General features: G+C 38.3%; 14 protein-coding genes. 12 read left to right on the top strand and 2 right to left on the bottom strand.

Annotation, left to right across the window (positions count from 1 at the left end; genetic code table 11):
• Window positions 1-117: 117 nt before the first annotated feature.
• Entirely contained in the window at window positions 118-1194 is a 1077-nt protein-coding gene (locus tag HMPREF3031_RS00065; RefSeq protein WP_002480492.1) for a M42 family metallopeptidase, read from the top strand.
• 138 nt (window positions 1195-1332) lie between these two features.
• On the opposite strand, the gene folD is transcribed toward HMPREF3031_RS00065, so the two are convergent.
• Window positions 1333-2193 (bottom strand): bifunctional methylenetetrahydrofolate dehydrogenase/methenyltetrahydrofolate cyclohydrolase FolD, encoded by an 861-nt coding sequence (folD, locus tag HMPREF3031_RS00070; RefSeq protein ID WP_002480493.1) that lies wholly within the window; start codon window positions 2191-2193, stop codon window positions 1333-1335.
• Between the two features lie 208 nt (window positions 2194-2401).
• Here folD and purE point away from each other — a divergent pair, with 208 nt between their 5' ends.
• The 11 genes from purE to purD are packed head-to-tail and all read left to right on the top strand — an operon-like array spanning window position 2402 to window position 13591.
• Complete coding sequence (gene purE / locus HMPREF3031_RS00075) at window positions 2402-2884, top strand: 5-(carboxyamino)imidazole ribonucleotide mutase (RefSeq protein WP_002480494.1); 483 nt, start codon at window positions 2402-2404, stop codon at window positions 2882-2884.
• Window positions 2871-3998, top strand: coding sequence for a 5-(carboxyamino)imidazole ribonucleotide synthase (purK, locus tag HMPREF3031_RS00080; protein WP_002480495.1), 1128 nt, complete (start codon window positions 2871-2873; stop codon window positions 3996-3998). Before purE ends, purK begins: the two co-directional genes overlap by 14 nt.
• Complete coding sequence (purC, locus tag HMPREF3031_RS00085; RefSeq protein WP_002480496.1) at window positions 3998-4702, top strand: phosphoribosylaminoimidazolesuccinocarboxamide synthase; 705 nt, start codon at window positions 3998-4000, stop codon at window positions 4700-4702. The genes purK and purC overlap by 1 nt, the downstream gene beginning before the upstream one ends.
• Entirely contained in the window at window positions 4702-4962 is a 261-nt protein-coding gene (gene purS / locus HMPREF3031_RS00090) for a phosphoribosylformylglycinamidine synthase subunit PurS (RefSeq protein WP_002480497.1), read from the top strand. Before purC ends, purS begins: the two co-directional genes overlap by 1 nt.
• A complete protein-coding gene (purQ, locus tag HMPREF3031_RS00095; protein WP_002480498.1) occupies window positions 4962-5633 on the top strand; it encodes a phosphoribosylformylglycinamidine synthase subunit PurQ in 672 nt (223 codons plus the stop codon). The genes purS and purQ overlap by 1 nt, the downstream gene beginning before the upstream one ends.
• On the top strand, window positions 5626-7815 hold the full coding sequence (gene purL / locus HMPREF3031_RS00100) for a phosphoribosylformylglycinamidine synthase subunit PurL (protein ID WP_002480499.1): 2190 nt from the start codon (window positions 5626-5628) through the stop codon (window positions 7813-7815). Before purQ ends, purL begins: the two co-directional genes overlap by 8 nt.
• Window positions 7794-9215: an amidophosphoribosyltransferase gene (purF, locus tag HMPREF3031_RS00105; protein WP_002480500.1), complete on the top strand. Its 1422-nt coding sequence runs from the start codon at window positions 7794-7796 to the stop codon at window positions 9213-9215. The genes purL and purF overlap by 22 nt, the downstream gene beginning before the upstream one ends.
• 4 nt (window positions 9216-9219) lie before the next feature.
• Complete coding sequence (gene purM / locus HMPREF3031_RS00110; RefSeq protein ID WP_070724543.1) at window positions 9220-10260, top strand: phosphoribosylformylglycinamidine cyclo-ligase; 1041 nt, start codon at window positions 9220-9222, stop codon at window positions 10258-10260.
• On the top strand, window positions 10257-10823 hold the full coding sequence (gene purN / locus HMPREF3031_RS00115; protein ID WP_002480502.1) for a phosphoribosylglycinamide formyltransferase: 567 nt from the start codon (window positions 10257-10259) through the stop codon (window positions 10821-10823). Before purM ends, purN begins: the two co-directional genes overlap by 4 nt.
• A 17-nt stretch (window positions 10824-10840) precedes the next feature.
• Window positions 10841-12319 (top strand): bifunctional phosphoribosylaminoimidazolecarboxamide formyltransferase/IMP cyclohydrolase, encoded by a 1479-nt coding sequence (gene purH, locus HMPREF3031_RS00120; RefSeq protein WP_002480503.1) that lies wholly within the window; start codon window positions 10841-10843, stop codon window positions 12317-12319.
• 24 nt (window positions 12320-12343) lie between these two features.
• Window positions 12344-13591: a phosphoribosylamine--glycine ligase gene (gene purD, locus HMPREF3031_RS00125; protein ID WP_002480504.1), complete on the top strand. Its 1248-nt coding sequence runs from the start codon at window positions 12344-12346 to the stop codon at window positions 13589-13591.
• 157 nt (window positions 13592-13748) lie between these two features.
• On the opposite strand, the gene HMPREF3031_RS00130 is transcribed toward purD, so the two are convergent.
• Window positions 13749-13973, bottom strand: a complete 225-nt coding sequence (locus HMPREF3031_RS00130) for a hypothetical protein (protein WP_002480505.1) — start codon at window positions 13971-13973, stop codon at window positions 13749-13751.
• Between the last annotated feature and the right edge of the window lie 152 nt (window positions 13974-14125).

Raw genomic sequence — 14125 nt, forward strand, 5'->3', positions numbered from 1 at the left:
TATCACCAGTCCTAAATAGTATAGAGCCCTTTTTGTTTGGTTCATGAATCGAGCATAAAAAGTGTTCACACGCATTTAGTATTGATATGATGATAAGAAAAGAAGGGGGACATATTCATGGATAAAACAGTTAAATTATTAAAGGACTTAACAGACGTGAACGGAATTGCCGGTCACGAATACAAAGTAAAACAACTGATGAAAGATTATTTGAAACCTGTTTCAGATGAACTGGTTGAAGATAATTTAGGTGGCATCTTCGGAAAGAAAAAAGCAGAGGAAGGTTCAAAAACTTTAATGCTTGCCGGTCATTTAGATGAAGTTGGATTTATGGTGACTAAAATCGACGACAAAGGTTATTTGAAATTCACACCTGTCGGTGGTTGGTGGAACCAAGTAATGTTATCTCAAAAAGTAACTGTAACAACAGATGATGACAAAGAGATCAGAGGGATCATCGGTTCTAAACCTCCGCATGTCTTAACACCTGAACAACGTAAAACACCAATTGATATCAAGGATATGTTTATTGATGTAGGTGTAGCTTCAAAAGAAGAAGCTGAAAAACTTGGTATTGATATCGGTGACATGGTAACACCATACTCTGAGTTCGAAGTATTAGGTGATGAGAACTACTTAACAGCAAAAGCATTTGATAATCGCTTCGGCTGTGCACTTGCTGTAGATACTTTAAACAATCTAAAAGACGACGCAATCAATGTTAACTTAGTATCAGGTGCAACTGTTCAAGAAGAAGTTGGTTTACGTGGTGCGAAAGTTGCGGCGAATAAAATCAAACCAGATTTAGCTATTGCGGTGGATGTCGGCATTGCTTATGATACACCAGGAATGGGCGGCGGTGATCATGAAGCTGAACTTGGCAAAGGACCATTAGTCGTACTTATGGACGCGACAGCAATCGGTCATTCTGGATTTAGAAAGCACGTGAAAAAAGTAGCACAAGACAAAGGTATTGAAATCCAATGGGATACAACGCCAGGCGGCGGCACAGATGCAGGCAGTATCCATTTAGCACATGAAGGTATTCCTTCAATCGTTGTGGGTGTTCCGCTTCGTTACATGCATTCAAATGTTTCTGTTATGCATAAACAAGACTACTTGAACGCTGTACAATTAGTGACAGAAATCGCTAAATCACTAGACGACGAAACAATCGAACAAATTATTTGGTAAACCATTTTTCAATCGTCTATTTCGCGCAAATGATTATAAATAAAAAAGAGCGGTCGGTACTTGCTTCAACATGAAAGCAAGCCGACCGCTCTTTTCTTTAGGTACCCCTCAATGTACCTTTACTGAAAAGTTAAGATTTTATTTATCTAAACCTCTACGCATTTTTTCAGCTAATAACGTATTGTTTAACACCATTGTAATTGTCATTGGGCCAACGCCACCTGGAACTGGTGTGATTGCGCCAGCAATTTCTTTTACTTCATCATATTCAACGTCACCTTTTAGTTTGCCGTTTTCATCTGGTGTGTTACCCACATCAATGACAACTGCGCCTTCTTTAACGTCGTCTTTTGTGACTAAACCTGGACGACCTACAGCGCTGACAATAACGTCTGCATTTTTAAGATGTTTGCTCATGTCTTTTGAACGAGAGTGTAAGATAGTCACTGTCGCATTTTGTTGTAATAATAGTTTTGAAACAGGTTGTCCAACGATATGAGAACGTCCAATAACAACTGCTTCTTTACCTTCTAAATCAATATCCGCATTTTTCAATAATTCCATAATACCTAGTGGTGTACAAGGTACGAATGTTTGTTCATCAATATACAATTTACCGATGTTTGCTGGGTTGAAACCGTCAACGTCTTTTGCTGGGTTGATAGTTTCTAGAACTTTTTGTTCGCTGACTTGTTTTGGAAGAGGTACTTGAACCAAGATACCGCTGACAGAGTCATCGTTGTTTAAACGTTCTAATTCATTTAATACTTCTTCTTCTGAAGCTGTTTCTTCTAAATGAACAATTTCAGAAATCATGCCGATTTTTTCAGCAGCTTTCTTTTTTGATCTTACATAGCTCATGCTTGCGCCATCGTTACCTACAAGAATAACTGATAGTTTCGGCGTATAGCCCTCTTTTTTCAACGCTTCAACTTGATCTTGCAATCCTTGACGATAATCTTTAGCAATTTGTTTGCCATCTAAAATTTTTGCAACCATGTGTAAATTCCTCCTAATAATTTTTCGAACTTTCATTAGTGTTTTGAAGTGTAATACAACTATTTTACATGAAAATCCGGAATTTTAATTGAATTTTCATGAGAAAGTTCGATTTTTGATTGAAAAAGCATGACTTGATTTGTTATGCTATATCTGTAATATACAACTTACTAGATTAAAATTTCAAATAATTGAAAGGGTGTTCAATTTGAAAGTGGCAGTTATTATGGGCAGCTCATCTGACTGGGATATGATGTCAGAAAGTTGTCAGATGTTAGATCAATTTGGAATCCCGTACGATAAGAAAGTCGTTTCAGCACATCGTACACCAAAACTGATGTTTGATTTTGCGACAGAAGCAAGATTGAACGGTTATGACGTTATTATTGCAGGCGCAGGCGGTGCAGCACACTTGCCTGGTATGGTTGCTTCAATGACGACATTACCAGTTATCGGCGTTCCGATTGAATCTAAGAGTTTGAAAGGTTTAGATTCATTACTTTCAATCGTCCAAATGCCTGGCGGAATTCCAGTTGCAACTACTGCAATTGGTAAAGCAGGTGCGAAAAATGCTGGAATCCTTGCAGCGAGAATCTTAAGTATTCAAAGCGATGAAGTGAAAGAGAAATTAGAAGCTTATCAGCAATCACTAGTAGATAAAGTAGGAGAGATGCAAAGTGAACTTCAGTAAATTAAAGTTTGGATCAACTGTCGGTATTATTGGCGGCGGACAACTTGGCAAAATGATGGCACAATCTGCTCAAAAAATGGGCTTTAGAGTCATCGTCTTAGATCCAGACAAAGAAGCACCGTGTCAATATGTAGCACATGAATTTATTAATGCAGCTTATGATGACCTAGATGCATTAAGACAACTTGGTGAAGCTTCTGATGTTGTAACATATGAATTTGAAAACATTGCTGCAGATCAATTAGAAACACTCACAAAAGAATTTAATGTTCCTCAAGGCTATCAAGCCATCCATTTATTACAAGACCGTTTAACTGAAAAACAAACATTAGAATCAGCAGGTACGAAAATCGTTCCGTATGCACAAATCACAAATGCTGAAGATTTAGAGCATGCTGTTGAAAAATTAGGTTATCCATTTATGGTGAAAACACGTTTCGGCGGTTATGACGGTAAAGGTCAAGTGCTAGTACGTTCAGAAGAAGATTTAGCAGAGGCCGAATCATTAATCAAAGTACAAGAATGTGTAGCAGAAAAATTCTTAGACCTTTATAAAGAAGTGTCATTAACTGTGACAATTGGAAATGGCGGTCAAATCGTTTATTTCCCATTACAAGAAAACGAACATCGTCACCAAATTTTATTTAAAACAATCGTACCCGCACGTTCTGATAAAGAAGCAGAAGCACGTGCAGAAGTAGATAAAATTAAAGAAAAAGTGCATTTTGTGGGTACATTTACAGTAGAGTTCTTTATTGATAAAGATAACAACTTATATGTAAACGAAATTGCACCAAGACCTCACAATTCTGGTCATTATTCTATTGAAGCTTGTGACTTCTCACAATTTGATACACACATCTTAGCGGTTACGGGTCAAAAATTACCAGAACGCATTGAAATTTTAAAACCAGCTGTCATGATGAATTTGCTTGGTAAGGATTTAGATTTACTTGAAGATGAATTCGGCGATCATCCTGAATGGCATGTTCATATTTATGGCAAAGCATCTAGAAAACCAGCACGAAAAATGGGTCACATGACAGTTTTAACTGATGACATTGATAAAACTGAACAAGACATGTTGGCAACCTTTAGAGGAGGAGCAAAATAATGTCATTATTATACGAAGGTAAAGCAAAACGAATTTTCTCAACAGATGAAGACGGCGTATTACGCGTGGAATACAAAGATGAAGTGACTGCCGGCAATGGTGCGAAAAAAGACCATATTGACGGTAAAGGCCGCTTAAATAATAAAATCACTTCAATCTTGTTTGAACACCTTAAAGAAAAAGGCATCAAAAGCCACTTTATCAAACAAACGTCTGAGACTGAACAACTTGTTCAATCTGTAGAAATCATTCCGTTAGAAGTGGTCGTACGTAATATTGCGGCAGGTTCTATCACAAGACGCTTAGGTTTTGAAAAAGGACAAAAATTTGAAACACCACTTGTAGAATTCTTCTATAAAAATGATGCTTTAAATGACCCTTTAGTGACAGATGACCATGTCAGATTATTAAATATCGCAACAACTGAAGAAATTGCACAATTGAAAGAAATGGTATTAGGCGTTAATAAAGCGTTAGTTGAATTGCTTGATAGTATCAACTTACGTTTGATTGACTTTAAAGTAGAATTCGGCCGTACAAAAGATGGTCAAATTCTTTTAGCAGATGAAATTTCACCAGATACTTGTCGTATTTGGGAAAAAGACAGTGACACTAATTTTGACAAAGACGTATACCGTGAAGACCGCGGTTCAATTATCGAGACTTATCAAACTTTCTTAAATAAACTGGAGGATCTTAAATAATGAAAACTATCGAATTGCACATCACATTACAACCACAGGTATTAGATACACAAGGACAAGCACTTAACCGTGCCGTACATGACTTAGGCTATAACCAAGTGAATGATATCCGTGTAGGTAAATTACTTTACATGACAGTGGACGAAGCAACAGATGAAGCGGTTCATAATATCGTTACAACTTTAAGTGAAAAATTATTTGCGAACACAGTCATTGAAGAGTACAGCTATAAAGTAGTTGACGAAAAGGAGAATGCATAATGAAATTCGCAGTACTTGTATTCCCTGGATCAAACTGTGACAGAGATATGTTGAACGCAGCTTTGAAAACAGGCGTAGACGCAGAGTATGTTGATTATCGTGAGACATCATTAGAAGGATTTGATGGGGTGTTAATCCCTGGCGGTTTCTCATTTGGTGACTACTTACGTTCAGGTGCGATGGCGAGTGTTGCACCAGTTATCAAAGAAGTGAAACGTTTTGCAGATGAAGGCAAACCAGTATTAGGTGTATGTAATGGATTCCAAATTTTAACAGAAATCGGTTTATTACCAGGTGCGTTATTACACAACAGTTCACATTTATTTGTGAGCCGTAACGAATCATTAGAAGTTGTAAATAACAACACACCATTCACAAAAGCATATGCTGAAGGTGAAACAGTAGTATACCCAGTTGCACATGGTGAAGGCAGCTACTACTGCACAAAAGAGATGTACAAAGAATTAGAAGATAATAATCAAATTATCTTGAAATATAAAGATAATCCAAATGGTTCTTACCACGATATTGCTGGTATTGTTAACGAAAAAGGTAATGTGTGCGGCATGATGCCTCACCCAGAACGTGCATTAGAATCAATTTTAGGAACAGACGATGGCGTGAAATTATTTGAGTCAATGGTAAATAGTTGGAGGGAACAAAATGCCTAAGTTTATTGAACCAAGTATCGAAGAAATTAAATCAGAACATTTATACCGTGATATGGGATTAACAGACGCTGAATATGATAAAGTTGTCGAAATTTTAGGTCGTCAACCAAACTTTACTGAAATTGGTATTTTCTCTGTAATGTGGAGTGAACACTGCTCATACAAACACTCAAAACCATTCTTGAAACAATTCCCTACAACAGGCGAACATGTCTTAATGGGACCTGGTGAAGGTGCTGGTGTCGTAGATATCGGTGATAACCAAGCGGTTGTATTCAAAGTTGAATCACATAACCACCCATCTGCGATTGAACCTTACCAAGGTGCAGCAACAGGTGTCGGCGGTATTATTCGTGACATCGTATCAATCGGTGCACGTCCAATCAACTTATTAAACAGCTTACGTTTCGGTGAATTAGATGAAATCCAAAACCGTACATTATTACGTGGTGTTGTAGCAGGTATCGGCGGATACGGTAACTGTATCGGTATCCCAACTACAGCAGGTGAAATCGAATTCGATGAACGCTATGATGGTAACCCATTAGTTAACGCAATGTGCGTAGGTATCATTGATCACGATAAAATCCAAAAAGGTACAGCTAAAGGTGTCGGCAACTCAGTTATCTACGTTGGTTTAAAAACAGGCCGTGACGGTATCCATGGTGCAACTTTCGCATCTGAAGAATTAAGTGAAGAAAGTGAAAGCAAACGTCCATCAGTACAAATCGGTGACCCATTTGTAGGTAAAAAATTGATGGAAGCAACACTTGAAGCAATCACTTACCCAGAATTAGTCGGTATCCAAGATATGGGTGCAGCTGGTTTAACATCATCTTCTTCAGAAATGGCAGCTAAAGGCGGCAGTGGTTTACACATGCAATTAGAAAAAGTACCTGTACGTGAAGAAGGAATCTCTCCATACGAAATGATGCTTTCTGAAACACAAGAACGTATGTTGCTTGTTGTTGAAAAAGGTACGGAACAAAAATTCTTAGACTTATTTGACAGACGTGAATTAGATAGTGCTGTTATCGGTGAAGTTACGGATACAGATCGTTTCGTATTAACTTATGATGATGAAGTTTATGCAGACATCCCAGTACAACCATTAGCAGATGAATCACCTGTATATATTTTAGAAGGTGAAGCAAAAGAATATAACACATCTAAAAACGACTACAGCAATGTAGATGTTAAAGATGTATTCCATAAATTATTAGCACATCCGACAATTGCGTCAAAACGTTATTTATACGAACAATATGACCAACAAGTTGGTGCAAACACAGTTGTTAAATCTGGTTTACAAGCATCTGTAGTACGTGTTGAAGGTACAAACAAAGCAATCGCTTCTACAATCGATGGCGAAGCACGTTATGTATTCAACCAACCATACGAAGGCGGTAAAATGGTCGTTGCTGAAGCATACCGTAACTTAATTGCTGTAGGTGCAACACCATTAGCAATGACAGACTGCTTAAACTACGGTTCACCAGAGAAAAAAGAAATCTATCAACAATTAACTGATTCTACAAAAGGTATGGCAGAAGCATGTGAAGTTCTGAAAACACCAGTTGTTTCAGGTAACGTTTCACTTTATAACGAAACAAAAGGTACTTCTATCTTCCCAACACCTGTAGTAGGTATGGTCGGCTTAATTGAAGACATCGATTACTTAAATGATTTCCACCCACATGCAGGCGATAAATTGTATGTTGTTGGTGAAACACGCGATGACTTCGGCGGCAGCCAAATCGAAAAATTATTATACGGTAAAGTCAACCATGAATCAGAAGCACTTGACTTATCAAATGAAGTTGAAAAAGGCGAACAAATCAAAGAAGCAATCAGAAGCGGCAAAGCGTCTCATGTACAAACTGTCGGTAAAGGCGGCTTATTGATTTCGTTAGCACGAATCAGTGCACACTACGGTTTAGGTGTAGATGCAACATTAGACGTGACTGATGCACAATTATTCAGTGAATCACAAGGTCGTTACATTGTTGCAGTTAAAGCAGGACAATCATTAGATATTCCTAATGCACAAGAAATCGGAACTATCACTGAGGATGACAAGTTCAAAGTTACAAACGGTCAAACAACTGTAGAAGAAAACGTGTCGACGTTAAACGAAATTTGGGAAGGAGCAATTCCTCAATGTATGACATCCGCGGATTAAACGAAGAATGTGGAGTCTTTGGAATTTGGAATCACCCCCATGCAGCAACTTTAACTTACATGGCGTTGCATAGTCTGCAACACCGTGGTCAAGAAGGTGCTGGGATCGTGTGCTCAAACGGCGAATCGCTGTTTGGGGCACGCGGCATGGGTTTATTAACTGAAGCTATTTCAGACGCGCAATTAGAATCTTTACAAGGATTCCAACATGCGATTGGACATGTACGCTATGCGACAACAGGTGCCAGTGAAATCGCCAATGTTCAACCTTTCTTGTTCAAGCATTCAAAAGGTGATTTAGGACTTGCGCATAATGGTAACTTAACGAATGCTGTTCAAATTCGTAAGGCTTTAGAATCTGAAGGCAGCGTCTTCCAAACAACAAGTGATTCAGAAGTATTAGCGCATTTATTAATCAGAGGCAAATCTCCAAGCATTAAATCAAACCAAAAAGCAGCATTGAATCAAGTTAAAGGTGCATTCAGCTGTGTCATGCTGAATACTAATCAACTTGCTGCGGTTAGAGATAACAATGGTGTACGTCCACTCATGTTAGGTGAAGTAGATGGTGCGTATTGTGTCGCAAGTGAAACATGTGCGTTCCAAGCAATCGGTGCAACATATATTCGTGACATCGAACCGGGTGAATTAATTACATTCAGCGGTGACCATGACATAGATTATGATACGTACACGAACCAAATTCACCATAATATGTGTTCAATGGAATATGTATACTTTGCACGTCCAGATTCAGAGTTCCATAAACACTCTATCTATAATGTGCGTAAAGCTTTAGGTAAGAAGTTAGCAAGTGAGATGGGTATTGACGCTGATATTGTTATCGGTGTACCAGACTCGTCTTTACAAGCAGCAAAAGGCTTCTCTGAATACTCAGGTATTCCAAACGAACAAGGTTTATTGAAAAACCGTTATATCGGCCGTACATTTATCACACCAGACCAAAGCGTTCGTGAAAAACAAGTACGTATGAAACATGCGCCGATCAGAGACGTCATTGAAGGCAAACGTGTCGTTGTCATTGATGACTCTATTGTGCGTGGTACGACAAGTAAATACATTGTGAAAGCATTAAAATCTGCTGGTGCGAAAGAAGTGCATATGGGTATTTCATCACCACCATTAGTCGATCCATGTTATTACGGTATCGATGTGTCTACACATGCAGAATTAATGGCAGCACAACATAGTGTCGATGAAATCAAAGACATGATTGGTGCAGACTCACTTACGTATTTATCTGTAGAAGGCATGCATGAAGTGTTTAAAGAATTTGACTCAAAAGGCGAGTGTGACGCTTGCTTTACAGGCAATTATCCAATTGAAATTGTAGATCATCAATTACCAGAAGTTAAAGAACTGAAAAGAAGAGGAGTGTAAAGCTGTGGCAGCAGATTCTTATAAAAATGCCGGTGTGGATATTCATGCTGGATATGAAGCAGTTGAGCGAATGAAGAGCCATGTGCAACGTACAATGCGTAAAGAAGTACTAGGTGGACTAGGAGGATTCGGTGCAGCGTTTGATTTATCACAATTAAACATGCAAAAACCTGTCTTAGTTTCTGGTACAGACGGTGTAGGTACTAAGTTGAAACTTGCGATTGATCACAACAAACATGACACAATCGGTATCGATGCAGTGGCTATGTGTGTCAACGATATTTTAACAACAGGTGCAGAGCCGCTTTATTTCCTTGACTATATCGCAACAAACAAAGTTGTACCTGAAGTCATCGGACAAATTGTTAAAGGTGTCAGCGATGGTTGTGAAGAAACAAATACAGCTTTAATCGGCGGTGAAACTGCTGAAATGGGCGAAATGTACCACGAAGGTGAATACGATTTAGCTGGTTTCGCAGTGGGTGCAGTTGAAAAAGATGAATACATCGATGGTTCAACAGTTAAACCAGGACAAGTAATTATCGGTTTAGCTTCAAGCGGTATCCACTCTAACGGTTATAGCTTAGTACGTCATTTAATTAAAGAATCAGGCGTTGATTTAAATGCTGAATTCGATAATGGTCGTACGTATTTAGACACTTTCTTAGAACCGACTCGTTTATATGTTAAACCTGTATTAGCTGTGAAAGAACAAGTGAAATTGCATGCGATGACACATATCACAGGCGGCGGTTTCTATGAGAATATTCCACGTGCTTTACCTGAAGGTGTCACTGCTGAAATTGACGTTCAATCATTCAATACACCTAAAGTATTCGATTGGTTACAAGAAGCAGGCAAAATCGCAACTGAAGAAATGTACAATATCTTCAACATGGGTATTGGTTTCACATTAGTTGTAGATGAAGAGGACGCAGATAAAACATTAGATATCTTAAAAGATCAAAATGTTGAAGCGTTCAAAATCGGTAAAATCGTTGAAGGTAAAGAAGAACCTATCGAGTTAACGGGGGTTAAAGCGTGACTAAAGTAGCCATCTTTGCGTCAGGTTCTGGCAGCAACTTTGAAAATATTGCACAACGAGTTCAAGACGGCAGATTAGATAATATTGAAATCACAGCGCTTTATGTTGATCACGACGATGCATTCGCGATTGAACGTGCAGAGAAATTAAACATTCCTGTCCATGTGACACTTCCTAAAACTTTTGATTCTAAAAGCGATTATGAACAACGTTTATTAGAATTGTTAAAAGAAAAAGAAGTGGAATGGATTATACTTGCAGGCTATATGCGTTTAATCGGTCCAGATTTATTGAATGCGTATGAAGGCCGTATTTTAAACATTCATCCGGCTTTATTACCGAAATACAAAGGCATTGACGCAATTGGTCAAGCCTTTGAAAGTGGAGATAAAGTGACAGGTTCTACTGTTCATTATGTAGATAGTGGCATGGATACAGGTGAAATCATTGAACAAAGTCAATGCGACATCTATCCAGATGATACAAAAGCACAACTAGAAGAACGTATTAAAAATTTAGAATATGAACTTTATCCTAGAGTCATCGCAAAAATTATTCGATAAGAGGGGCAATTTCTAACATGAAAAAAGTAATTTTAAGTGTATCAGACAAAACTGGCATTGTAGACTTCGCGAAGTCATTAGTTGAATTAGACTATGAGTTGTATTCTACAGGCGGCACAAAGCGTGCATTAGATGAAGCGGGTGTTCCTGTAAAATCAGTTTCTGATTTAACGAAATTTGATGAAATCATGGATGGCCGTGTAAAAACATTACACCCAGCAGTACATGGCGGTATTTTAGCTGATCGCGATAAACCTGAACATTTACAACAATTAAAAGAAAAAGGCATCGATCTTATCGACATGGTTGTCGTGAACCTTTATCCCTTTAAAGAAACTGTCGCAAACCCTGACGTAACTGAAATGGATGCGATTGAAAACATTGATATCGGTGGTCCGACAATGTTACGTGCAGCTGCGAAAAACTTCAAGCATGTGACAACTGTGGTAGATCCTGCTGACTATGACGCAGTCATTGAACACCTTAAAAATAACACATTAGACGAAGCATTCCGTAAATCATTAATGATTAAAGTATTTGAACATACAAATGATTACGATAATGCGATTGTGAATTTCTTCAAAGAAAATAAAGAACAATTACGTTATGGTGAAAACCCTCAACAAACTGCTTACTTTGTACGTACATCAGATGCGAACAATACGATTGCAGGCGCTAAACAATTACACGGGAAACAATTAAGCTTTAACAACATTAAAGATGCTGATGCGACATTAGCATTAGTTAAAAAATTCGAAGAACCAGCTGCAGTAGCGGTTAAACATATGAACCCATGTGGTGTTGGTGTTGGCGAATCAATTGAAGAAGCATATCAAAATGCGTATGAAGCAGATAGCCAATCTATCTTCGGCGGTATTGTTGCGGTTAACCGTCCAGTTTCAAAAGAACTTGCTGAAAAATTACATTCAATCTTCTTAGAAGTTGTCATTGCGCCTTCATTTACAGATGAAGCGCTTGAAGTCTTAACTCAAAAGAAAAACATTCGCTTATTAGAAGTAGATATGGCAGTGGATCACGATGAGCAAGAATTTGTATCTGTATCAGGTGGCTATTTAGTTCAAGATAAAGATACAAAAACAATTTCACGTGATGACATGAAAGTTGTGACTAAAGTTGAACCGACAGAAGAACAATGGCAAGCAATGGAATTAGGTTGGAAAGTTGTAGCAGCTGTTAAAAGTAACGCTGTCATCTTAAGTAATGACCATCAAACTGTAGGTATCGGTGCAGGTCAAATGAACCGTGTCGGTTCTGCTGAAATTGCGATTGAACGTGCAATTGAAATTAATGACAATGTAGCATTAGTTTCAGATGGTTTCTTCCCAATGGATGACACAGTAGAATTAGCTGCAAAAGCAGGTATCAAAGCGATCATCCAACCAGGTGGTTCTATTAAAGACCAAGATTCTATTGATATGGCAGACAAACACGGCATTGCGATGGTAATGACTGGCGTACGTCACTTCAAACATTAATCATTCAGGAGGAAAATGCTAAAGATGAAAGTATTAGTAATCGGAGGCGGAGGACGTGAACATGTCCTTGCGCACAAATTAAATCAATCTGAACTTGTTGACCAAGTATATGCAATTCCTGGAAATGCAGCAATGGAAACTGTCGCTGAAGTGCACGGTGAAATTGCTGAAACTGCACATGATGACATTGTAAAATTTGCGGTAGATCATGAAGTTGAATGGGCAGTCATCGGTCCAGAACAACCTTTAACTGAAGGGTTAGGCGATAAATTACGTGACGCGGGTGTGAAAGTCTTCGGTCCTGGTGCGAAAGCAGCACAAATTGAAGGTTCAAAATCATTTGCGAAACGTATTATGGAAAAATATGACATCCCAACTGCAGAATATGTAGAAGTGGATTCTAAATCTGATGCATTAAAATATGTAGAAGATTGCAAGATTCCTGTTGTCTTGAAAAAAGACGGTCTTGCCGCAGGTAAAGGTGTTATAATCGCGATGACACGTGATGAAGCGAAAGAAGCAGTCGAAACACTGTATCCTGAAGAACAAGGCAAAATTGTATTCGAAGAATTCTTAAAAGGCGAAGAATACTCTGTCATGACCTTTGTGAATGGCGATTATGCTGTACCTTTTGATACGATTGCACAAGACCATAAACGTGCATATGATGGCGATAAAGGACCAAATACAGGCGGTATGGGTGCGTATTGCCCAGTGCCTCATATTTCAGAAGATGTACTAAAACGTACAAATGATGAAATTGCGCAACCGATTGCGAAAGCAATGCAAGAAGAAGGCTATCCATTCTTTGGCGTGCTTTATATTGGCGCAATTTTAACTGATGAAGGTCCGAAAGTTATCGAGTTTAATGCACGTTTCGGAGATCCTGAAGCACAAGTGCTTTTAACACGTATGGAAAGCGACTTAATGCAGCACATTTTAGACCTAGAAGCACGTAAACCGATTGAATACAAATGGAAAGACGAAGCTGTTGTAGGCGTGATGTTAGCGTCTAAAGGCTATCCTGGCTCATATGAAAAAGGTGTGAAAGTCAGCGGCTTTGAATTAGATGGTCAAACATTTGTTAGCGGTTTGAAAAAAGAAGGAGACGATTACGTTACTTCTGGCGGCCGTGTTATCTTAGTGATCGGTGAAGGCAAAACAGTTAAAGAAGCCAAAGCGAATGCTTATAAAAAAGCAGATGCCATTGACAGTGAAGGTTTATTCTATCGTCGTGACATCAGTGATAAAGCAATTAAACACGAAGCATAATTTAAAAGAATAGATTTATACTAAAAACAGCCGTACATTGTGTATCGGCTGTTTTTTGGTATGCAGAAAAATACTTGAATAAATTATTGTTAAGTCGTGTATCTTCTAATTATGAAATTGTAGGGACAAAATAAAAAAGCAAGGAAGCAGAACTTCCTTACTCTTCAGGCAATGATTTCGCCATATCAATATAAGCTTGTTTATATCCAGAAACGTAGCGAGAGCTGCGTCTCTTGAATAATTGATGGAAACGCCAAGAACGTTTACGGCTCTTAATGTAACGTTTTAAACGGCGCTTTTTGTTTTTTAGTTTTGACATGGTTTCAATTTCTTTGACGGCTTGTTGATAGCCTTTTTCGTATGCATCATTACGTTTTTTCATGAAATTTTGCCCCCCGATCTTTCTGTGTGAATCTGATTATTTCAATTATAACATGTATATGACTTTTGACTTAATTAAACGATAATATTTGTTAAATAAAAAATAAGCAGTAAACGGTTGAATCGGTGACCGTTCACTGCTGGGAAAAATAT

It is taken from the genome of Staphylococcus sp. HMSC072B07 (genome assembly GCF_001815505.1).
GTDB lineage: Bacteria > Bacillota > Bacilli > Staphylococcales > Staphylococcaceae > Staphylococcus > Staphylococcus simulans.